This is a genomic window from Pseudonocardia sp. DSM 110487, assembly GCF_019468565.1.
Classification (GTDB): Bacteria; Actinomycetota; Actinomycetes; order Mycobacteriales; family Pseudonocardiaceae; genus Pseudonocardia.
Genome location: NZ_CP080521.1, coordinates 9,188,066 through 9,206,645, shown reverse-complemented (window position 1 = coordinate 9,206,645; position 18,580 = coordinate 9,188,066). Strand labels below are relative to the sequence as shown.

Genomic DNA, 18,580 nt, shown 5'->3' with positions numbered 1-18,580 from the left:
AGCTATGCGCCCGCCTCGTACTCGCTCACCTCGAAGTGCTTCGTGCGGTGGGCGTACTCGCGCATCGTGCCCGGCCAGTTGTTGACGATCCGGCCGCTCGCGGTGCGGTACCAGTTGCGGCAGCCGGTCCAGACCGTTCGGGCGAGGCGCTGCTGGATCTCGGCGTCGTACCGGGCGGCGACCTCGGGGCGCACCGTGAGGGTGCGCACCCCGGAGCGCAGCAGATCCACGGCCTGGCGCACGTAGCCGATCTGGCACTCCAGCACGTGCACGATCGAGCCGGAGCCGAGGTTGGTGTTCGGGCCGTAGAGCAGGAACAGGTTGGGGAAGCCGGGTACGGCGATGCCGAGGTGCGCGCTCGCGCCGTCGCGCCACCGCTCGGAGAGCTCCTGCCCACCCGCACCGAACACCTTCATCGGGGTGACGAACTCGGTCGTGGCGAAGCCGGTGCCGAGGATGATCACGTCGGCCGCGTGCTCGGTGCGGTCGGCCGTGCGCACGCCGGTCGCGGTGACCTCGATGATCGGTTCGGTGACGAGGTCCACGTGCGGACGGGCGAGCGTGGGGTAGTAGTCCGACGAGATCAGGATGCGCTTGCAGCCGATCGGGTGGTCGGGGGTGACACGGGCGCGCAGGGCGGGGTCGGGCACCTGGCGGCGCCGCAGCGCGGCGGAGGCGATGCGGAACGGCATCCCGGCAGCGCGCACCGAGGTCAGGCCCAGCGTGCCCAGCTCGAAGAAGGCGTTCCAGAGGGCGCGGGCGCCCGCGCGGTTGCCTGGCCGGCGCCCGCCGTACGCCCGGTCCGGCTTCGGGATCACGTGCGGTGCGGAGCGCTGGAACACCGTCATAGCCGCCACCCCGTCGGCGATCGCGGGGACGAACTGGATGGCGCTCGCCCCGGTGCCGATCACCGCGACCCGCATGCCGGTCAGGTCGACGCCGTGGTCCCACTCGGCGGAGTGGAAGACGGGCCCGGGGAACCGGTCGAGGCCGGGGATCGCCGGGCGGACCGGCCGGGACAGCTGGCCGCATGCGGGCACCAGCACGTCGGCTTCCAGGGAGTCGCCGCCCGTCAGCGACAGCCGCCAGACGGAGCGCGCCTCGTCCCAGCGGGCCTCCGTGACCTCGGTGCCGAGCCGCAGGTGTTCCGTGAGCCCGTGCTCCCGGGCGAGGCGCTCCAGGTAACGCAGGATCTCCGGCTGCGAGGCGAACCGGCGGGTCCACTCCGTGCCCGGCTCGCCGGCGAAGGAGTAGAGGTGTGACGGCACGTCGCAGGCCGCGCCCGGGTATGTGTTGGCCCGCCAGACGCCGCCCACGCCGTCGGCGCGGTCCAGGATCGTGAGCTCGTCCGGCTCGGTCCAGCCCGCCGCCCGGAGCGCCATGCCGAGGCCGATCCCGCCGAAGCCGGCCCCGACGACCGCCACCCGCGGTGCGTGGCCACCACCGCAATCCCGCCGGATCGCGGCGCCGAGCGCGGCCACCGCCTCGTCCGCCTCGCGGAGCATGCCGGCGAACACCGGGTACGCGTGCCACATGCCGTCGGCCCGCAGGTACTCCACGAGGCCACCGGCTTCCCGGATGCGCGCCACGAGCTCGTCCGAGTCGCCGAGCAGGATCTCGTCGCTGCCGGCGATCACGTGTACCGGCGGGAGGCCGGCGAGATCCGACGAGAGCGGGCGCAGCTCTGCCGGGTTCGCGGGTCCGCGGTACTTCGTGACCGCGTTCGGGAGCCAGCTCGGGTCGAGCATCGCGTCGGTGGCGGCGTTGGCCTGCAGCAGGGGAGAGCCGAGGTCGAGGTCGAGCCACGGGGAGATCAACCCGATCGAGCCCGGCAGCTCCTCGCCCGCCGCGCGCAGTCGCAGGATGAGGGCCATGACGAGTCCGCCGCCCGCGGAATCACCGGCCACCGCGATGCGTTGTGCTGGATGGCCTGCGTCGCGCAGGGCTCGGTATGCCGCGATCACGTCGTCCATGGCGGCGGGGTACGGGTGCTCCGGTGCCAGCCGGTAGATCGGCAGGTGCACGGGAGCCGCGGCGGCTCGGCTCAGGTACGCGGCGAGCGCGCGGTGCGAGGTCGGTGATCCGGTCTGGTAGCCGCCGCCGTGCACGTACAGCACCTGGTGCGGTCCGACGGCCCCTGGGGGCACGACCCGCTCGGTGGGTACCCCTCCGAGCGTGCCGCGGCTGCGCCGGGTGCCGCGCGGGAGGGGCACGACACGACCGGTGGCGTCCAGCAGCGGGCGCCGCAGGGCGAGGGGGAAGCGAGGGGAGAGCAGTGGACGCACGACGCCGCGGGTGAGCTGCCGGACGACGGGACGGGGCAACCGCATACCGGACGGTAACTTGCGTCGGACCGTGAGGGAACGCCCTGATCATCTGCGACGAGCGGGGGCTCAGCAGCGGCGAACGGGCGCGTCCTCTTGCGGTGGTGGCGTCGGTCGGGCACTCTGCCGGTACCGACAGGCGCTGACCAGGACCCGTTTTGACCCCTCTCCGACGGGACGGGTAACCTGTTGTCTTGCGCTCGGCCACGGTCGGGCCGATCTGCGTGCCCGGTGGTCGCTGGCCTCGGGGTACGCGGGCCCTGGTCCCCGTGAGGTCCCCCGATCTCATCGCTCGGTGCCCGGGGAGCAGTACGCCCGACCTGGGGGACACGCCCGACCTCGGGGGCCGGGCAACCCGCACGAGCACCAGAACTACGGCACCAGTACGAACAGCAACGACGAGCTACCGAGCAACACCGACGGGAAGAAGCAGACGGTTCATGCCCACGATCCAGCAGCTGGTCCGCAAGGGCCGTCAGGACAAGGTCGGCAAGACCAAGACCGCAGCGCTCAAGGGGAGCCCGCAGCGGCGCGGCGTGTGCACCCGCGTGTACACGACCACGCCGAAGAAGCCCAACTCCGCGCTGCGCAAGGTCGCGCGCGTGCGGCTCTCCAGCGACATCGAGGTCACGGCCTACATCCCTGGTGAGGGGCACAACCTCCAGGAGCACTCGATCGTGCTGGTGCGCGGCGGCCGGGTGAAGGACCTGCCCGGCGTTCGCTACAAGATCATCCGCGGCTCGCTGGACACCCAGGGCGTCCGCAACCGCAAGCAGTCCCGCAGCCGCTACGGCGCGAAGAAGGAGAAGAGCTGATGCCGCGCAAGGGAGCTGCGCCGAAGCGCCCGCTGGTCTCCGACCCGGTCTTCGGCTCGCCGCTGGTCACCCAGCTGGTGAACAAGGTCCTCAAGGACGGCAAGCGGTCGCTCGCCGAGCGCATCGTGTACGCCGCCCTCGAGGGCACGCGGGAGAAGACCGGCACCGACCCGGTCGTCACGCTCAAGCGCGCCATGGACAACGTGAAGCCGGCTCTCGAGGTCAAGAGCCGCCGCGTGGGTGGCGCCACCTACCAGGTCCCCGTCGAGGTGCGCGCCGTCCGGCAGACCACCCTCGCCCTGCGCTGGATCGTCTCGTACGCCGGCCAGCGCCGTGAGAAGACGATGGTCGACCGGCTGATGAACGAGCTGCTCGACGCGAGCAACGGGCTGGGCGCCAGCGTGAAGCGGCGCGAGGACATGCACAAGATGGCGGAGTCCAACAAGGCCTTCGCCCACTACCGCTGGTGACGGGCCGATCGTCCGCGCCAACCTGCTGAGGGAAGAGAGCTTCAAGTGGCACGGGACGTGCTGACGGACCTGAGCAAGGTCCGCAACATCGGCATCATGGCCCACATCGACGCGGGCAAGACCACCACCACCGAGCGGATCCTGTTCTACACCGGGATCAACTACAAGATCGGTGAGGTCCACGACGGCGCGGCCACGATGGACTGGATGGAGGAGGAGCAGAAGCGTGGCATCACGATCACGTCGGCTGCCACCACCTGCTTCTGGAAAGACCACCAGATCAACCTGATCGACACCCCTGGGCACGTCGACTTCACCGTCGAGGTGGAGCGCAACCTGCGGGTGCTCGACGGTGCCGTCGCGGTCTTCGACGGCAAGGAAGGTGTCGAGCCGCAGTCCGAGCAGGTCTGGCGGCAGGCCACCAAGTACGACGTCCCGCGCATCTGCTTCGTCAACAAGATGGACAAGCTGGGCGCCGACTTCTACTTCACGGTCGGCACCATCCAGAGCCGTCTCGCGGCGAAGCCGCTTCCGATCCAGCTGCCCATCGGGTCGGAGAACGACTTCATCGGCGTCATCGACCTGGTCCAGATGCGCGCGCTCACCTGGCGCGGCGAGGTCCAGAAGGGCGAGGACTACGCCGTCGAGGAGATCCCGGCCGACCTGCGTGAGCGGGCCGAGGAGTACCGCACCGCGCTGGTGGAGGCCGTCGCCGAGACCGACGACGACCTCATGGAGCTCTACCTCGGCGGCGAGGAGCTCACCGTCGAGCAGATCAAGCACGGCATCCGCAGGATCGTGAAGAACCGCAGCGCCTACCCGGTGCTTTGCGGCTCGGCGTTCAAGAACAAGGGCGTGCAGCCCCTGCTCGACGCCGTGATCGACTACCTGCCGTCGCCGATCGAGCTGCCGCCCGTCGAGGGCACGCTGCAGGACGGCGAGACGCCGGCCTTCCGCAAGCCCGAGAAGGAGGAGCCGTTCTCGGCGCTCGCCTTCAAGATCGCTGCGCACCCGTTCTTCGGCAAGCTGACCTACATCCGGGTCTACTCGGGTCGGGTCGCCGCGGGTTCCCAGGTCATCAACTCGACCAAGGACCGCAAGGAGCGCATCGGGAAGATCTTCCAGATGCACGCCAACAAGGAGAACCCGGTCGACGAGGCCCTTGTCGGTCACATCTACGCGGTCATCGGGCTGAAGGACACGACCACCGGCGAGACGCTGAGCGACCCGCAGGCGCCGATCGTGCTCGAGTCGATGACGTTCCCCGACCCGGTCATCCAGGTCGCGGTGGAGCCGAAGACGAAGGCCGACCAGGAGAAGCTCTCCACGGCCATCCAGAAGCTGGCCGAGGAGGACCCGACGTTCCAGGTCTCCCTGGACGACGAAACCGGTCAGACCATCCTCGCCGGCATGGGTGAGCTGCACCTCGAGGTGCTGGTGAACCGCATGAAGAGCGAGTTCAAGGTCGAGGCCAACATCGGCAAGCCGCAGGTGGCCTACCGCGAGACGATCCGTCGGACGGTCGACAAGCACGAGTACACGCACAAGAAGCAGACCGGTGGCTCGGGGCAGTTCGCCCGCGTCATCATCAAGCTCGAGCCGCTCGACACGGCCGACGGTGCGCTGTACGAGTTCGACAACAAGGTCACCGGTGGCCGGATCCCGCGGGAGTACATCCCGTCGGTGGACGCCGGAGCGCAGGACGCCATGCAGTACGGCGTGCTGGCGGGCTACCCGCTGACCGGCATCAAGCTGACGCTGCTCGACGGCCAGTACCACGAGGTCGACTCGTCCGAGATGGCGTTCAAGGTCGCCGGTTCGATGGCTCTCAAGGAGGCTGCGCGCAAGGCCGACCCGGCCCTGCTCGAGCCGATGATGGCCGTCGAGGTCACCACGCCCGAGGACTACATGGGCGACGTGATCGGCGACCTCAACTCCCGCCGTGGCCAGATCCAGGCCATGGAGGAGCGGGCCGGTGCGCGCATCGTCAAGGCGCTCGTGCCGCTCTCGGAGATGTTCGGCTACGTCGGCGACCTGCGGTCGCGGACCCAGGGCCGGGCGAACTACACCATGGTCTTCGACTCCTATGCGGAGGTCCCGACCAATGTGGCCAAGGAGATCATCGCCAAGGCCACGGGCGAGTAATCGCCGCGAGCCGCGGGCGGGTACCGTCCGCGGCTCGTACCGCACCACCCAAGACCTGCCGTCAGCACGGCGGACAAGAACAGACCAGTCCAGGAGGACCCTGCAGTGGCGAAGGCGAAGTTCGAGCGGACCAAGCCGCACGTCAACATCGGCACGATCGGTCACATCGACCACGGCAAGACCACGCTGACGGCGGCCATCACCAAGGTTCTGCACGACAAGTACCCGAACCTCAACGAGGCTTCGGCGTTCGACCAGATCGACAAGGCTCCCGAGGAGCGTCAGCGCGGTATCACGATCTCGATCGCACATGTCGAGTACCAGACCGAGAAGCGGCACTACGCGCACGTCGACTGCCCCGGGCACGCCGACTACATCAAGAACATGATCACCGGTGCCGCCCAGATGGACGGTGCGATCCTGGTGGTCGCCGCCACGGACGGCCCGATGCCGCAGACGCGTGAGCACGTGCTGCTCGCGCGCCAGGTCGGTGTGCCGTACATCGTGGTGGCGCTGAACAAGGCCGACATGGTCGACGACGAGGAGATCCTCGAGCTCGTCGAGCTGGAGGTCCGGGAGCTGCTGTCCTCGCAGGAGTACCCGGGCGACGACCTGCCGATCGTCCGCGTCTCGGCGCTCAAGGCGCTCGAGGGCGACCAGGAGTGGGCCGACAAGCTCCTCGAGCTCATGGACGCGGTCGACGAGTCGATCCCGGAGCCGGAGCGCGACACCGAGAAGCCGTTCCTCATGCCCGTCGAGGACGTCTTCACGATCACCGGTCGCGGCACCGTGGTCACCGGCCGCATCGAGCGCGGCATCGTGAAGGTGAACGAGACCGTCGAGATCGTGGGTATCCGCGAGAAGTCGACCTCGACCACCGTCACCGGCGTCGAGATGTTCCGCAAGATCCTCGACGAGGGGCGTGCGGGCGAGAACGTCGGCCTGCTGCTCCGCGGTGTCAAGCGCGAGGACGTCGAGCGCGGCCAGGTCGTCTGCAAGCCGAGCTCGATCACCCCGCACACCGAGTTCGAGGGCCAGGTCTACATCCTGTCCAAGGACGAGGGCGGCCGCCACACGCCGTTCTTCAACAACTACCGCCCGCAGTTCTACTTCCGCACTACGGACGTCACGGGCGTTGTGACCCTGCCCAGCGGCACCGAGATGGTCATGCCGGGCGACAACACCTCGATGAGCGTTTCGCTGATCCAGCCGATCGCCATGGAGGAGGGCCTGCAGTTCGCCATCCGCGAGGGTGGTCGGACCGTCGGCGCCGGCCAGGTCACCAAGATCAACAAGTAGCACCCCCCGGTCGAGGGCGCCACAGTCACGTGTGGCATCCTTGACGGGTTGCGCGTAGGGCTGCGGCGCGCCCGGACTCGACAGGTCCGAGTGCGCCGCAGTCACGCCCAGCCCCTGAGTCAGAGCTACCCCCCAGGGGGACGCCGATCGCCCGGGGGACCGGTATGAGGTCAGGCAGCGACACGCCCGACCTCGTGGACCGGAGCAGCCACGAGTGAGACCGCCAGGGCTCCTCGGGGCGCCACCCCGGACATGCGTCCGACAAGCGGCAGGAAGAGAAGGACGACCGACGACCATGGCGGGACAAAAGATCCGCATCAGGCTCAAGGCCTATGACCACGAGGCCATCGACGCCTCCGCGCGCAAGATCGTCGAGACGGTCACCCGCACGGGCGCTCGGGTCGTCGGGCCGGTGCCTCTGCCGACGGAGAAGAACATCTACTGCGTCATCCGCTCGCCGCACAAGTACAAGGACTCGCGGGAGCACTTCGAGATGCGCACGCACAAGCGGCTGATCGACATCCTCGACCCGACGCCGAAGACGGTCGACGCGCTCATGCGCATCGACCTTCCGGCCAGCGTCGACGTCAACATCCAGTAGGGCTTGGACCGATGACCGAACGAAAGATCACCGGGATCCTGGGCAGGAAGCTCGGGATGACCCAGGTCTTCGACGAGAACAACCGGGTGGTCCCGGTCACCGTGGTCCAGGCGGGCCCGAACGTGGTGACGCAGGTCCGCACGCCGGAGACCGATGGCTACACGGCGGTGCAGCTCGCCTACGGCGCGGTCGACCCGCGCAAGGTGAACAAGCCGCGCACCGGCCACTTCACCAAGGCGGGCACCACACCGCGCCGGCACCTGGTCGAGCTGCGCACTGCCGACGCGGGCGAGTACAGCGTCGGGCAGGAGATCACCGCAGAGGTGTTCGACGCAGGCGCCGTCGTCGACGTGGTGGGCACCAGCAAGGGCAAGGGCACCGCGGGTGTCATGAAGCGCCACGGCTTCAAGGGACTCGGCAACAGCCACGGCACCCAGCGCAAGCACCGCTCGCCGGGTTCCATCGGCGGCTGTGCCACTCCCGGCCGGGTCTTCAAGGGCCTGCGGATGGCCGGTCGCATGGGCAACGCGCGGGTCACCACGCAGAGCCTCACCGTCCACCGCGTCGACACCGACAACGGGCTGCTGCTGATCAAGGGCGCCGTCCCCGGTCCGCGCGGCGGCCTCGTGCTGGTCAAGACGGCCGCGAAGGGTGGTGTGAAGTGAGCAAGGTCGACGTCCTGTCCCCAGAGGGCAAGAAGGGCGGCTCCGTCGAGCTGCCCGACCACGTCTTCGACGTCACGGCCAACGTGCCGCTGATGCACCAGGTCGTGGTTGCTCAGCAGGCGGCCGCCCGTCAGGGCACGCACGACACGAAGACCCGTGGCGAGGTGCGCGGCGGTGGCAAGAAGCCGTACCGCCAGAAGGGCACCGGACGCGCCCGCCAGGGTTCGACCCGGGCCCCGCAGTTCGCGGGTGGCGGCGTCGTCCACGGCCCCACGCCGCGGGACTACGCGCAGAAGACCCCGAAGAAGATGAAGGCCGCCGCCCTGCGCGGTGCCCTCTCCGACCGGGCTCGCGCCGGGTTGGTCCACGTCGTCTCCGCGGTCGTCACCGGCGACACCCCGTCCACGAAGGCCGCGCGCAATGCGATCGAGGCCGTCTCGGGCGACGCGACGCGCGTGCTGGTGGTGCTCGGTCGCGACGACGAGACGAGCTGGCTGTCGCTGCGCAACCTGCCCACGGTGCACCTGATCGCGCCCGACCAGCTCAACACGTACGACGTGCTGGTCAACGACGCGGTGGTGTTCACCCGCGAGGCGCTCGACACCTTCCTCGCCGGCCCGATCGCCACGCAGAAGGCTGCGGTCGCACGGGCCATCGCGCGGGAGAGCGAGACCGCGTCCCTCGAGAAGGGTGCCGAGGAGGGTCCGTACGGGCCGCAGAGCCACGCGCCGCTGGCCGACGGCTCGCAGCCGGAGGGCTTCCCGGTCAAGGGCAACGCCGACTCGATGCTCTACCACGTGCCGGGCAGCTCGTTCTACGCCCGTACCGAGGCGGAGGTCTGGTTCGCCTCAGCAGAGGCGGCCGAGGCGGCCGGTTTCCAGGCGCCGCCTTCGCAGCGCAAGGAGGCTGACAAGTGATCCCCGATCCGCGGGACATCCTGCTCGCGCCGGTGGTGTCGGAGAAGAGCTACGGGCTGCTCGAGGAGCGCCAGTACACCTTCGTCGTCGCCCCGGACGCGAACAAGACCGAGATCAAGATCGCCGTGGAGAAGGTGTTCGGGGTCAAGGTGCTCAGCGTCAACACGCTGAACCGCCCGGGCAAGCGCAAGCGCACCCGCACCGGCTACGGCAAGCGCAAGGACACCAAGCGCGCCATCGTCACGCTCTCCGAGGAGAGCCGGACGATCGACGTGTTCGGCGGCCGGGCGAGCTGAGGGGCTGACGACACATATGGGCATCCGTAAGTACAAGCCGACGACCCCGGGTCGTCGTGGGTCGAGCGTCTCGGACTTCGCCGAGATCACGCGCTCGACGCCCGAGAAGTCGCTGATCCGCCCGCTGCACAGCAAGGGCGGCCGCAACGTGCACGGGCGGGTCACCACCCGGCACCAGGGCGGCGGCCACAAGCGCGCCTACCGCCTGATCGACTTCCGGCGCAACGACAAGGACGGCGTCCCGGCCAAGGTCGCTCACATCGAGTACGACCCCAACCGCACCAGCCGCATCGCGCTGCTGCACTACGCCGACGGCGAGAAGCGCTACATCATCGCGCCGGCGAAGCTCAAGCAGGGCGACACCGTCGAGGCCGGCCCAAGGGCCGACATCAAGGTGGGCAACAACCTGCCGCTGCGCAACATCCCGACCGGCACCGTGATCCACGCGATCGAGCTCCGCCCCGGCGGCGGCGCGAAGATCGCGCGATCGGCCGGCTCGAGCGTGCAGCTCGTGGCGAAGGACGGCCCCTACGCGCAGCTGCGCATGCCGTCCGGGGAGATCCGCAACGTCGACGTGCGCTGCCGCGCCACCGTCGGCGAGGTCGGCAACTCCGAGCACTCCAACATCAACTGGGGCAAGGCCGGCCGGATGCGGTGGAAGGGCAAGCGCCCCACCGTCCGCGGTGTCGCCATGAACCCGGTCGACCACCCCCACGGTGGTGGTGAGGGCAAGACCTCCGGTGGTCGCCACCCGGTCAACCCCGCGGGCAAGCCCGAGGGCCGCACCCGCCGCACCAAGCCGTCCGACAAGATGATCGTTCGCCGGCGTCGCACCGGCAAGAAGCGCTGAGCAGGGAGGTAAGAAATGCCGCGCAGCCTGAAGAAGGGCCCGTTCGTGGACGACCACCTGCTCAAGAAGGTGGACGCCCTCAACGAGTCGGGCAAGAAGACGGTGATCAGGACCTGGTCCCGCCGTTCGACCATCATCCCCGACATGATCGGCCACACGATCGCGGTGCACGACGGCCGCAAGCACGTGCCGGTCTTCGTGTCGGACTCGATGGTGGGGCACAAGCTCGGGGAGTTCGCGCCCACGCGCACCTTCCGGGGCCATATCAAGGACGACCGCAAGGCGCGCAGGCGCTGAGCGGGCACTGGTAGCAGAGGAGAGAGACGTGGCTGAGACCACCGAAGCCCCTGCCGCCGCGCCCGCACGGGCGCGCGCGGTGGCGCGGTACGTGCACATGTCGCCCACCAAGGTGCGGCGAGTCGTTGAGCTGATCAAGGACCGCCCGGTCCAGGAGGCACTCGACATCCTGCGGTTCAGCCCGCAGGCGGCGGCCCAGCCGCTGTTCAAGGTCGTGGCGAGCGCCGCGGCCAACGCCGAGAACAACCTCGACCTGGACCCCGACACCCTCGTGGTGGCGGCGGCCTTTGCCGACGAGGGCCCGACGCTCAAGCGCATCCGGCCGCGGGCCCAGGGCCGCGCCTACCGGATCCGCAAGCGTACGAGCCACATCACCGTCGAGGTCGAGTCCCAGCCGGCGAAGGCAGGCCGGGGCGCTCGCGGTGCGAAGGGGAGGGCCCGCTGATGGGTCAGAAGATCAACCCGCACGGGTTCCGGCTCGGCATCACCACCGACTGGAAGTCGCGCTGGTATGCCGACAAGCAGTACGCCGAGTACGTCAAGGAGGACGTCGAGATCCGCAAGATGCTCTCCAAGGGCATGGAGCGGGCCGGCATCTCCAAGGTCGAGATCGAGCGCACCCGCGACCGCGTGCGTGTGGACATCCACACCGCGCGTCCGGGCATCGTGATCGGCCGCCGTGGAGCCGAGGCCGACCGCATCCGCGGCCAGCTCGAGAAGCTCACCAAGAAGCAGGTGCAGCTGAACATCCTCGAGGTCAAGAACTCGGAGTCCGACGCGCAGCTCGTGGCCCAGGCGGTCGCCGAGCAGCTGTCGAACCGCGTTGCTTTCCGCCGCGCGATGCGCAAGGGCATCCAGTCCGCCATGCGCAGCCCGCAGGTGAAGGGCATCCGGATCCAGTGCTCCGGTCGCCTCGGTGGCGCGGAGATGTCGCGTTCGGAGTTCTACCGCGAGGGTCGGGTTCCGCTGCACACGCTGCGCGCCGACATCGACTACGGCCTGTTCGAGGCCCGCACCACGTTCGGTCGTATCGGCGTCAAGGTGTGGATCTACAAGGGTGACGTCGTCGGTGGCCGCCGTGAGGGCGCCCCCGCCGCGGCGTCCGCGCCGGAACGTCCGCGCCGCGACCGGCCGCAGCGCCGCCGCTCGGGTGCGTCGGGCACCACCGGTTCGGGCACCGAGGCCGGGCGCGCCGCCGCTGAGCAGTCGTCGGGTGGGGGCACCGCCACGGCCACCGCCACCGCCGAGAACGAGCAGGGTGGGAGCTGAGCCATGCTGATCCCACGCAAGGTCAAGCACCGCAAGCAGCACCGGCCGCACCGCACCGGCATGGCCACCGGCGGCACGCGGGTGACCTTCGGCGACTACGGCATCCAGGCGCTCGAGCCCGCCTACATCACGAACCGGCAGATCGAGTCCGCCCGTATCGCCATCAACCGGCACATCCGCCGTGGCGGCAAGGTCTGGATCAACGTGTTCCCGGACCGCCCGCTCACCAAGAAGCCCGCCGAGACCCGCATGGGTTCCGGTAAGGGTTCGCCGGAGAAGTGGGTCGCCAACATCAAGCCCGGCCGGGTCGTGTTCGAGATGAGCTTCCCGAACGAGCAGACCGCTCGCGAGGCGCTGCGTCGCGCGATTCACAAGCTGCCCATGAAGTGCCGGATCGTTACCCGTGAAGGTGGTGACATCTGATGGCCGCAGGCTCGACCGCCGCTGCCGAGCTGCGCGAGCTTTCCGACGAGGAGCTCGTGCTGCGGGTGCGGGAGGCCAAGGAGGAGCTGTTCAACCTCCGCTTCCAGATGGCCACCGGGCAGCTGGACAACAACCGGCGGCTGCGTACCGTCCGGCACGACATCGCGCGGATCTACACGATCATGCGCGAGCGCGAGCTGGGCCTCTCGGCCGCCCCCGATGAGAACGACGAGGGTGCGGCATGAGTGAGAAGGCTCAGGTCCGCGGGGAGCGCAAGGTCCGTGAGGGCCTGGTCGTGTCCGACAAGATGGACAAGACCATCGTGGTCGAGCTCGAGGACCGCGTGAAGCACCCGCTGTACGCGAAGGTCATTCGCCGGACCAGCAAGGTCAAGGCGCACGACGAGGGCAACACGGCCGGGACGGGCGACCGCGTCCGGCTGATGGAGACCCGCCCGCTGTCCGCCACCAAGCGCTGGCGGCTGGTGGAGATCCTGGAGAAGGCGAAGTGATCCAGCAGGAGTCGCGGCTGCGCGTCGCCGACAACACCGGTGCCAAGGAGATCCTGTGCATCCGGGTGCTGGGCGGCTCCGGCCGGCGCTACGCAGGAATCGGCGACACGATCGTCGCCACGGTGAAGGACGCCATCCCCGGCGCAGGCGTGAAGCGCGGTGACGTGGTCAAGGCTGTCATCGTGCGCACCGTCAAGGAGCGCAGGCGGCCGGACGGGTCCTACATCCGGTTCGACGAGAACGCCGCCGTGCTCATCAAGCAGGACGGCGAGCCGCGGGGGACCCGCATCTTCGGCCCGGTCGGGCGCGAACTGCGCGACAAGCGGTTCATGAAGATCATCTCCCTCGCTCCGGAGGTGCTCTGACATGAAGGTCAAGAAGGGCGACACCGTGCAGGTGATCGCCGGCAAGGACAAGGGCGCGAAGGGCAAGGTCATCCAGGCCTACCCGGACACGCAGCGCGTGCTCGTCGAGGGTGTCAACCGGATCAAGAAGCACACCCGGATCACCCAGAACCAGCGCGGCGCGCAGTCCGGCGGGATCATCACCACCGAGGCCGCCATCCACGTCTCGAACGTGATGCTGGTCGACGGCGATGGCAAGCCCACCCGCGTCGGCAAGAACGTCACCGACGAGGGCAAGCGCGTCCGGATCTCCCGGCGTTCCGGGAAGGAGATCTGAGATGAGCGCACCCACCGCTGAGCGAGTGGCGCCGCGACTCAAGCAGCGCTACCTCGACGAGATCAAGGGCGAGCTGCGCGAGCAGTTCTCCTACTCCAACGTCATGCAGATCCCCGGCGTCGTGAAGGTCGTCGTCAACATGGGCGTCGGCGACGCCGCCCGCGACGCGAAGCTGATCGACGGCGCGGTCCGCGACCTGGCCACCATCACCGGCCAGAAGCCGCAGGTCCGCCGGGCCACCAAGTCCATCGCCCAGTTCAAGCTGCGCGAGGGCATGCCGATCGGCGCGAAGGTCACCCTCCGCGGCGACCGGATGTGGGAGTTCCTCGACCGCCTGCTGACGATCGCGCTGCCGCGTATCCGCGACTTCCGTGGCCTCTCGGGCACGCAGTTCGACGGCCGGGGCAACTACACGTTCGGGCTCACGGAGCAGTCGATGTTCCACGAGATCGACCCGGACTCGATCGACCGGCCGCGCGGCATGGACATCACGGTCGTCACCACGGCCACGACCGACGAGGAAGGCCGGGCGTTGCTGCGCCGGCTCGGCTTCCCGTTCAAGGAGGCGTGAGATGGCCAAGAAGGCGCTCATCATCAAGGCCGCGGCAAAGCCGAAGTTCAAGGTGCGTGGCTACACGCGCTGCCAGAAGTGCGGCCGGCCGCGCGCGGTGCTGCGCAAGTTCGGCCTCTGCCGCATCTGTGTCCGGGAAATGGCACACGCGGGCGAGCTGCCCGGCGTGAACAAGTCCTCCTGGTAATCCCGTTCGCCGCAGGCCCCGCGAGGGGAACCACGGCGGGAAAGTGACGACGTCACATGACGATGACCGACCCCATCGCAGACATGCTCACGCGTCTGCGCAATGCCAACTCGGCGTACCACGACCGCGTGGTCATGCCGCACTCGAAGCTCAAGGTCTCGATCGCGGAGATCCTCCAGAAGGAGGGTTACATCGCCTCCCACCACGTGGAGGACGCCGAGGTCGGCAAGAACCTGGTCATCGAGCTCAAGTACGGGCGCAACCGGGAGCGCAGCATCGCCGGCCTCCGGCGCGTGTCGAAGCCCGGCCTGCGCGTGTACGCCAAGAACACCACCCTGCCCCGGGTCCTCGGTGGCCTCGGCGTCGCGATCATCTCGACGTCGAGCGGTCTGCAGACCGACAAGCAGGCCAAGAAGAACGGCGTGGGCGGGGAAGTCCTCGCCTACGTCTGGTGAGGGGGTAGAAGACATGTCCCGTATCGGGAAGCTGCCCGTCACCGTGCCCGCTGGGGTGGACGTCTCCATCGACGGCCGCACGGTGACCGTGAAGGGCCCCAAGGGCACTCTGTCGCACACCGTCATCGAGCCGATCTCGGTCGAGCGCGGTGACGACGGCGCCATCCTCGTGAAGCGCCCTGACGACGAGCGCCGCAGCAAGGCCTACCACGGTCTCACCCGCTCGCTGGTCAACAACCTGGTCGTCGGCGTCACGTCCGGCTACGAGAAGAAGCTGGAGATCGTCGGCGTCGGTTACCGCGTGGCGTTGAAGGGCTCCAACCTCGAGTTCGCGCTCGGCTTCAGCCACCCTGTCGTGGTGGAGCCGCCGGAGGGCATCACCTTCGCGGTGGAGGCGCCCACCCGGTTCTCGGTCAGCGGCATCGACAAGCAGCTGGTCGGCGAGACCGCAGCCAACATCCGCAAGATCCGCAAGCCCGAGCCGTACAAGGGCAAGGGTGTGCGGTACGCGGGCGAGAACGTCCGCCGCAAGGTCGGAAAGACGGGTAAGTGATGGCTGAGACGATTTCCGCCAACGCCCGGAAGCGCACCGCTTCCCAGGTGTCGGCCAAGCGCCGCACCGCGATCACCCGCCGGCACGCCCGCCTGCGCAAGAAGGTCGTCGGCAGCGCCGACCGGCCGCGTCTCGCCGTCAAGCGCAGCTCGCGGCACATCCTAGTGCAGCTGATCGACGACGTCGCCGGCCGCACGCTGGCCGCGGCGTCCTCGCTCGAAGCCGACGTCCGCGCGCTGGACGGCGACAAGAAGGCCCGCGCGACGAAGGTCGGCGAGCTGGTGGCCGCCCGCGCCCGCGAGGCCGGCGTCACCGCCGTGGTCTTCGACCGGGGCGGCTACGACTACCACGGTCGGATCGCCGCGCTGGCCGACGCCGCCCGCGAGGGCGGTCTGGAGTTCTGATGATGGTTTCACTGATGGAAGGGAACGTCTGATGCCGGGACGCACGCGGCGTGACGGCGGAGGGCCCGGTGGCGGCGACAACCGCGACCGCCGGGACCGCCGGGACGGAGGCCGTGGCGGGGCGGCCCAGGACAAGACCCCGTACATCGAGCGCCTGGTCACGATCAACCGCGTGGCCAAGGTCGTCAAGGGTGGTCGGCGCTTCAGCTTCACCGCCCTGATGATCGTGGGTGACGGCGACGGCATGGTCGGCGTCGGCTACGGCAAGGCCAAGGAGGTGCCGGCGGCGATCGCCAAGGGCGTCGAGGAGGCGAAGAAGAACTTCTTCCGCGTCCCGCGCATCGGCGGCACGATCGTGCACCGCGTGCAGGGCGAGGCCGCGGCCGGTGTCGTCATGCTCCGCCCGGCGAGCCCCGGTACCGGTGTCATCGCCGGTGGTCCGGTGCGTGCCGTGCTGGAGTGCGCCGGCATCCACGACGTCCTGTCGAAGTCGCTCGGTAGCGACAACGCGATCAACATCGTGCACGCCACGGTGGACGCGCTGAAGCAGATCCAGCGTCCCGAGGAGGTGGCGGCCCGCCGCGGCCTGCCGCTCGAGGACGTTGCCCCCGCCGAGATGCTGCGGGCCCGTGCGGCCGCCGCGCAGGGTGCGAGGTCGTGATGGCCGGAAAGCTCGTGATCACCCAGGTGCGCAGCAGCATCGGGTGCAAGCAGAACCAGCGCGCCACGTTGCTCTCGCTCGGGCTGCGCAAGATCCGCCAGCAGGTCGAGCGGGACGACAACTCGCAGATCCGCGGCATGATCAAGACCGTCCGGCACCTCGTGACGGTCGAGGAGGTGAGCTCCTGATGAGCGTCATCAAGCTCCATCACCTCCGGCCTGCCCCGGGCGCCAAGACCGAGAAGACCCGGGTCGGCCGAGGCGAAGGCGGCAAGCGCGGCAAGACCGCCGGTCGCGGTACCAAGGGCACCAAGGCACGCAAGACGGTCTCGCCCGCCTTCGAGGGTGGCCAGATGCCGCTGCACATGCGGCTGCCGAAGCTCAAGGGCTTCAAGAACCGGTTCCGCGTCGAGTACCAGGTGGTGAACGTGGGCGACCTCGCCCAGCTGTTCCCCGAGGGCGGCGCCGTCGGCCCCGACGAGCTCGTCGCGGCCGGCGCGGTGCGGCGCAACCAGCTGGTCAAGGTCCTCGGCAACGGCGACCTGGACGGCGTCGCGCTCACCGTGAGTGCCCACGCCTTCTCCGGCAGCGCCCGTGACAAGATCACGGCCGCGGGTGGCACCGCCACCGAACTCTAGAGAGTTCACGCCTGTTCGGTGCGGACCGGGGCCTACGCTTAGGTCCCGGTCCGTGCCGTACGGGTGGGGCGGCCGCTGTTAGAGTCGTTCCTGCCCGGGTTCGTCGAAGTCAAGCGGGAGCCCGGCGAGCGTCGCTTTCGATTGCGACGGACGGGGTCCGCCGTGGAGCGGGCCACCCAGTACAGGAGGATCACCGAGTGCTCAGCGCTTTTCGGTCGGCACTGACCACGCCTGACCTGCGGAAGAAGATCCTCTTCACGCTGGGGATCATCGCGGTGTACCGGCTCGGGTGCTCGATCCCCTCGCCCGGGGTGTCGTACCCGAACATCCAGGAGTGCCTCGAGCAGGTCGAGCAGAGCGACAGCTCGAGCATCTACTCGCTGATCAACCTGTTCTCCGGCGGCGCACTGCTGCAGTTGTCGATCTTCGCGCTCGGCATCATGCCGTACATCACCGCGAGCATCATCGTCCAGCTCCTCACGGTGGTCATCCCGCGCTTCGAGCAGCTTAAGAAGGAAGGGTCGTCGGGTCAGAACAAGCTGACCCAGTACACCCGCTACCTCACGATCGCGCTCGCCGTCCTGCAGGCCACCGGCATCGTGGCGCTGGCGGACCGGGGGCAGCTGTTCACCAACTGCTCCCTCCCGGTGATCCCCGAGTCGAACATCTTCACGCTGTCGGTCATCGTGATCGTGATGACGGCCGGCACCGCGGTCATCATGTGGCTGGGCGAGCAGGTCGGCGAGCGCGGTATCGGCAACGGCATGTCGCTGCTGATCTTCACCTCGATCGCGGCCCGGATCCCCGCCGAGGGCGCCAACATCCTGCAGAACGGCGGCCTCGTCTTCGCGGGCGTCTGCTTCTTCGGGCTGGCGATCATCGCGAGCGTGGTGTTCGTCGAGCAGGGCCAGCGCCGCATCCCGGTGCAGTACGCCAAGCGGATGGTCGGACGTCGCATGTACGGCGGCACGTCCACCTACCTGCCGCTGAAGGTCAACCAGGCCGGCGTCATCCCGGTCATCTTCGGTTCGTCGCTGCTGTACCTGCCGGACCTGATCTCGCGGCTGGCCGGCACCACCGGCGGCGGGTTCCAGCAGTTCGTGCAGACCTACCTGGTCGATCAGTCCAGCTGGGTGCACATCACGCTCTACATCGCTCTGATCATCTTCTTCACCTACTTCTACGTCGGCATCACGTTCAACCCCGAGGAACGGGCCGACGAGATGAAGAAGTTCGGCGGGTTCATCCCCGGCATCCGGCCGGGCCGGCCGACCGCGGAGTACCTGCAGTTCGTCCTGTCCCGCATCACGCTGCCCGGCTCCCTGTACCTCGGCATCATCGCCGTGCTGCCGAACTTCTTCCTCGGCATCACCGGCTCGGGCCAGAACCAGAACTTCCCCTTCGGGGGAACGGCTGTGCTGATCATGGTCGGAGTGGGCCTCGACACAGTCAAACAGATCGAGAGCCAGCTCATGCAACGCAAGTACGACGGTTTCCTGCGTTAGCGTCGAGCAGTCGGTCGGGTTCGGTTCGTTGTCGAGTTCAGGAG

26 protein-coding genes and 1 pseudogene are annotated in these 18,580 nt (G+C 68.8%); 26 read left to right on the top strand and 1 reads right to left on the bottom strand.

Annotation, left to right across the window (positions count from 1 at the left end):
* Window positions 1-2: 2 nt before the first annotated feature.
* Window positions 3-2,330, bottom strand: a complete 2,328-nt coding sequence (locus K1T35_RS49970; RefSeq protein ID WP_220257458.1) for an alpha/beta hydrolase fold domain-containing protein — start codon at window positions 2,328-2,330, stop codon at window positions 3-5.
* Between the two features lie 434 nt (window positions 2,331-2,764).
* Here K1T35_RS49970 and rpsL point away from each other — a divergent pair, with 434 nt between their 5' ends.
* The 26 genes and pseudogenes from rpsL to secY all read left to right on the top strand — a co-directional run bounded on the left by rpsL (window position 2,765) and on the right by secY (window position 18,536).
* Complete coding sequence (rpsL, locus tag K1T35_RS43355) at window positions 2,765-3,139, top strand: 30S ribosomal protein S12 (RefSeq protein WP_142051261.1); 375 nt, start codon at window positions 2,765-2,767, stop codon at window positions 3,137-3,139.
* Entirely contained in the window at window positions 3,139-3,609 is a 471-nt protein-coding gene (gene rpsG, locus K1T35_RS43350; RefSeq protein WP_075952035.1) for a 30S ribosomal protein S7, read from the top strand. Before rpsL ends, rpsG begins: the two co-directional genes overlap by 1 nt.
* Window positions 3,610-3,654: 45 nt before the next feature.
* Window positions 3,655-5,754, top strand: coding sequence for an elongation factor G (gene fusA, locus K1T35_RS43345; RefSeq protein ID WP_220257457.1), 2,100 nt, complete (start codon window positions 3,655-3,657; stop codon window positions 5,752-5,754).
* A 105-nt stretch (window positions 5,755-5,859) separates the two neighbouring features.
* Window positions 5,860-7,053 (top strand): elongation factor Tu, encoded by a 1,194-nt coding sequence (gene tuf / locus K1T35_RS43340; RefSeq protein WP_220257456.1) that lies wholly within the window; start codon window positions 5,860-5,862, stop codon window positions 7,051-7,053.
* 295 nt (window positions 7,054-7,348) lie between these two features.
* Window positions 7,349-7,654: a 30S ribosomal protein S10 gene (gene rpsJ / locus K1T35_RS43335; RefSeq protein WP_040804197.1), complete on the top strand. Its 306-nt coding sequence runs from the start codon at window positions 7,349-7,351 to the stop codon at window positions 7,652-7,654.
* Between the two features lie 11 nt (window positions 7,655-7,665).
* The gene (rplC, locus tag K1T35_RS43330) at window positions 7,666-8,319 is read left to right on the top strand and encodes a 50S ribosomal protein L3 (RefSeq protein ID WP_220257455.1); all 654 of its coding nucleotides are present in this window, start codon (window positions 7,666-7,668) and stop codon (window positions 8,317-8,319) included.
* Window positions 8,316-8,990, top strand: a pseudogene (gene rplD, locus K1T35_RS43325) (50S ribosomal protein L4); the annotation flags it as partial. The gene rplC and the pseudogene rplD, both read left to right, overlap by 4 nt.
* Before the next feature lie 242 nt (window positions 8,991-9,232).
* The gene (rplW, locus tag K1T35_RS43320) at window positions 9,233-9,532 is read left to right on the top strand and encodes a 50S ribosomal protein L23 (RefSeq protein ID WP_142106628.1); all 300 of its coding nucleotides are present in this window, start codon (window positions 9,233-9,235) and stop codon (window positions 9,530-9,532) included.
* Window positions 9,533-9,548: 16 nt separating this feature from the next.
* Complete coding sequence (gene rplB / locus K1T35_RS43315) at window positions 9,549-10,382, top strand: 50S ribosomal protein L2 (protein WP_220257453.1); 834 nt, start codon at window positions 9,549-9,551, stop codon at window positions 10,380-10,382.
* Window positions 10,383-10,397: 15 nt separating this feature from the next.
* Window positions 10,398-10,679: a 30S ribosomal protein S19 gene (rpsS, locus tag K1T35_RS43310; protein ID WP_020622935.1), complete on the top strand. Its 282-nt coding sequence runs from the start codon at window positions 10,398-10,400 to the stop codon at window positions 10,677-10,679.
* Between the two features lie 28 nt (window positions 10,680-10,707).
* The gene (gene rplV, locus K1T35_RS43305) at window positions 10,708-11,124 is read left to right on the top strand and encodes a 50S ribosomal protein L22 (protein ID WP_255621315.1); all 417 of its coding nucleotides are present in this window, start codon (window positions 10,708-10,710) and stop codon (window positions 11,122-11,124) included.
* On the top strand, window positions 11,124-11,948 hold the full coding sequence (gene rpsC / locus K1T35_RS43300) for a 30S ribosomal protein S3 (RefSeq protein ID WP_220257452.1): 825 nt from the start codon (window positions 11,124-11,126) through the stop codon (window positions 11,946-11,948). The genes rplV and rpsC overlap by 1 nt, the downstream gene beginning before the upstream one ends.
* A 3-nt stretch (window positions 11,949-11,951) precedes the next feature.
* Window positions 11,952-12,371, top strand: a complete 420-nt coding sequence (gene rplP / locus K1T35_RS43295) for a 50S ribosomal protein L16 (RefSeq protein WP_220257451.1) — start codon at window positions 11,952-11,954, stop codon at window positions 12,369-12,371.
* The gene (rpmC, locus tag K1T35_RS43290) at window positions 12,371-12,616 is read left to right on the top strand and encodes a 50S ribosomal protein L29 (RefSeq protein WP_220257450.1); all 246 of its coding nucleotides are present in this window, start codon (window positions 12,371-12,373) and stop codon (window positions 12,614-12,616) included. Before rplP ends, rpmC begins: the two co-directional genes overlap by 1 nt.
* Complete coding sequence (gene rpsQ / locus K1T35_RS43285) at window positions 12,613-12,882, top strand: 30S ribosomal protein S17 (protein WP_220257449.1); 270 nt, start codon at window positions 12,613-12,615, stop codon at window positions 12,880-12,882. Before rpmC ends, rpsQ begins: the two co-directional genes overlap by 4 nt.
* On the top strand, window positions 12,879-13,247 hold the full coding sequence (gene rplN / locus K1T35_RS43280; protein ID WP_142106622.1) for a 50S ribosomal protein L14: 369 nt from the start codon (window positions 12,879-12,881) through the stop codon (window positions 13,245-13,247). Before rpsQ ends, rplN begins: the two co-directional genes overlap by 4 nt.
* A gap of 1 nt (window position 13,248) precedes the next feature.
* Window positions 13,249-13,563, top strand: a complete 315-nt coding sequence (rplX, locus tag K1T35_RS43275) for a 50S ribosomal protein L24 (protein ID WP_220257448.1) — start codon at window positions 13,249-13,251, stop codon at window positions 13,561-13,563.
* Between the two features lies 1 nt (window position 13,564).
* Window positions 13,565-14,134 (top strand): 50S ribosomal protein L5, encoded by a 570-nt coding sequence (rplE, locus tag K1T35_RS43270; RefSeq protein ID WP_220257447.1) that lies wholly within the window; start codon window positions 13,565-13,567, stop codon window positions 14,132-14,134.
* A gap of 1 nt (window position 14,135) precedes the next feature.
* Window positions 14,136-14,321: a type Z 30S ribosomal protein S14 gene (locus tag K1T35_RS43265; RefSeq protein ID WP_220257446.1), complete on the top strand. Its 186-nt coding sequence runs from the start codon at window positions 14,136-14,138 to the stop codon at window positions 14,319-14,321.
* 56 nt (window positions 14,322-14,377) lie between these two features.
* Window positions 14,378-14,776, top strand: a complete 399-nt coding sequence (rpsH, locus tag K1T35_RS43260) for a 30S ribosomal protein S8 (RefSeq protein WP_220257445.1) — start codon at window positions 14,378-14,380, stop codon at window positions 14,774-14,776.
* Window positions 14,777-14,789: 13 nt separating this feature from the next.
* Window positions 14,790-15,329 (top strand): 50S ribosomal protein L6, encoded by a 540-nt coding sequence (gene rplF, locus K1T35_RS43255; RefSeq protein WP_220257444.1) that lies wholly within the window; start codon window positions 14,790-14,792, stop codon window positions 15,327-15,329.
* Window positions 15,329-15,733 carry a 50S ribosomal protein L18 gene (rplR, locus tag K1T35_RS43250; protein WP_220257443.1) on the top strand — a complete coding sequence of 135 codons (405 nt, stop codon included), beginning with the start codon at window positions 15,329-15,331 and terminating at the stop codon, window positions 15,731-15,733. The genes rplF and rplR overlap by 1 nt, the downstream gene beginning before the upstream one ends.
* A 31-nt stretch (window positions 15,734-15,764) precedes the next feature.
* Window positions 15,765-16,394 carry a 30S ribosomal protein S5 gene (gene rpsE, locus K1T35_RS43245; protein ID WP_147257367.1) on the top strand — a complete coding sequence of 210 codons (630 nt, stop codon included), beginning with the start codon at window positions 15,765-15,767 and terminating at the stop codon, window positions 16,392-16,394.
* On the top strand, window positions 16,394-16,582 hold the full coding sequence (gene rpmD / locus K1T35_RS43240) for a 50S ribosomal protein L30 (RefSeq protein WP_220257442.1): 189 nt from the start codon (window positions 16,394-16,396) through the stop codon (window positions 16,580-16,582). The genes rpsE and rpmD overlap by 1 nt, the downstream gene beginning before the upstream one ends.
* Window positions 16,582-17,031: a 50S ribosomal protein L15 gene (rplO, locus tag K1T35_RS43235; RefSeq protein WP_220257441.1), complete on the top strand. Its 450-nt coding sequence runs from the start codon at window positions 16,582-16,584 to the stop codon at window positions 17,029-17,031. Before rpmD ends, rplO begins: the two co-directional genes overlap by 1 nt.
* A 197-nt stretch (window positions 17,032-17,228) precedes the next feature.
* Window positions 17,229-18,536 (top strand): preprotein translocase subunit SecY, encoded by a 1,308-nt coding sequence (gene secY, locus K1T35_RS43230; protein ID WP_220257440.1) that lies wholly within the window; start codon window positions 17,229-17,231, stop codon window positions 18,534-18,536.
* The last annotated feature ends 44 nt before the right edge of the window (window positions 18,537-18,580 follow it).

Coding starts and splice junctions, on each gene's coding strand:
- K1T35_RS49970 (WP_220257458.1), bottom strand. CDS start 2,330: ATGCGGTTGCCCCGTCCCGTCGTCCGGCAGCTCACCCGCGGCGTCGTG.
- rpsL (WP_142051261.1), top strand. CDS start 2,765: ATGCCCACGATCCAGCAGCTGGTCCGCAAGGGCCGTCAGGACAAGGTC.
- rpsG (WP_075952035.1), top strand. CDS start 3,139: ATGCCGCGCAAGGGAGCTGCGCCGAAGCGCCCGCTGGTCTCCGACCCG.
- rpsJ (WP_040804197.1), top strand. CDS start 7,349: ATGGCGGGACAAAAGATCCGCATCAGGCTCAAGGCCTATGACCACGAG.
- rplC (WP_220257455.1), top strand. CDS start 7,666: ATGACCGAACGAAAGATCACCGGGATCCTGGGCAGGAAGCTCGGGATG.
- rplB (WP_220257453.1), top strand. CDS start 9,549: ATGGGCATCCGTAAGTACAAGCCGACGACCCCGGGTCGTCGTGGGTCG.
- rpsS (WP_020622935.1), top strand. CDS start 10,398: ATGCCGCGCAGCCTGAAGAAGGGCCCGTTCGTGGACGACCACCTGCTC.
- rpsC (WP_220257452.1), top strand. CDS start 11,124: ATGGGTCAGAAGATCAACCCGCACGGGTTCCGGCTCGGCATCACCACC.
- rplP (WP_220257451.1), top strand. CDS start 11,952: ATGCTGATCCCACGCAAGGTCAAGCACCGCAAGCAGCACCGGCCGCAC.
- rpmC (WP_220257450.1), top strand. CDS start 12,371: ATGGCCGCAGGCTCGACCGCCGCTGCCGAGCTGCGCGAGCTTTCCGAC.
- rpsQ (WP_220257449.1), top strand. CDS start 12,613: ATGAGTGAGAAGGCTCAGGTCCGCGGGGAGCGCAAGGTCCGTGAGGGC.
- rplX (WP_220257448.1), top strand. CDS start 13,249: ATGAAGGTCAAGAAGGGCGACACCGTGCAGGTGATCGCCGGCAAGGAC.
- rplE (WP_220257447.1), top strand. CDS start 13,565: ATGAGCGCACCCACCGCTGAGCGAGTGGCGCCGCGACTCAAGCAGCGC.
- K1T35_RS43265 (WP_220257446.1), top strand. CDS start 14,136: ATGGCCAAGAAGGCGCTCATCATCAAGGCCGCGGCAAAGCCGAAGTTC.
- rpsH (WP_220257445.1), top strand. CDS start 14,378: ATGACGATGACCGACCCCATCGCAGACATGCTCACGCGTCTGCGCAAT.
- rplF (WP_220257444.1), top strand. CDS start 14,790: ATGTCCCGTATCGGGAAGCTGCCCGTCACCGTGCCCGCTGGGGTGGAC.
- rplR (WP_220257443.1), top strand. CDS start 15,329: ATGGCTGAGACGATTTCCGCCAACGCCCGGAAGCGCACCGCTTCCCAG.
- rpsE (WP_147257367.1), top strand. CDS start 15,765: ATGCCGGGACGCACGCGGCGTGACGGCGGAGGGCCCGGTGGCGGCGAC.
- rpmD (WP_220257442.1), top strand. CDS start 16,394: ATGGCCGGAAAGCTCGTGATCACCCAGGTGCGCAGCAGCATCGGGTGC.
- rplO (WP_220257441.1), top strand. CDS start 16,582: ATGAGCGTCATCAAGCTCCATCACCTCCGGCCTGCCCCGGGCGCCAAG.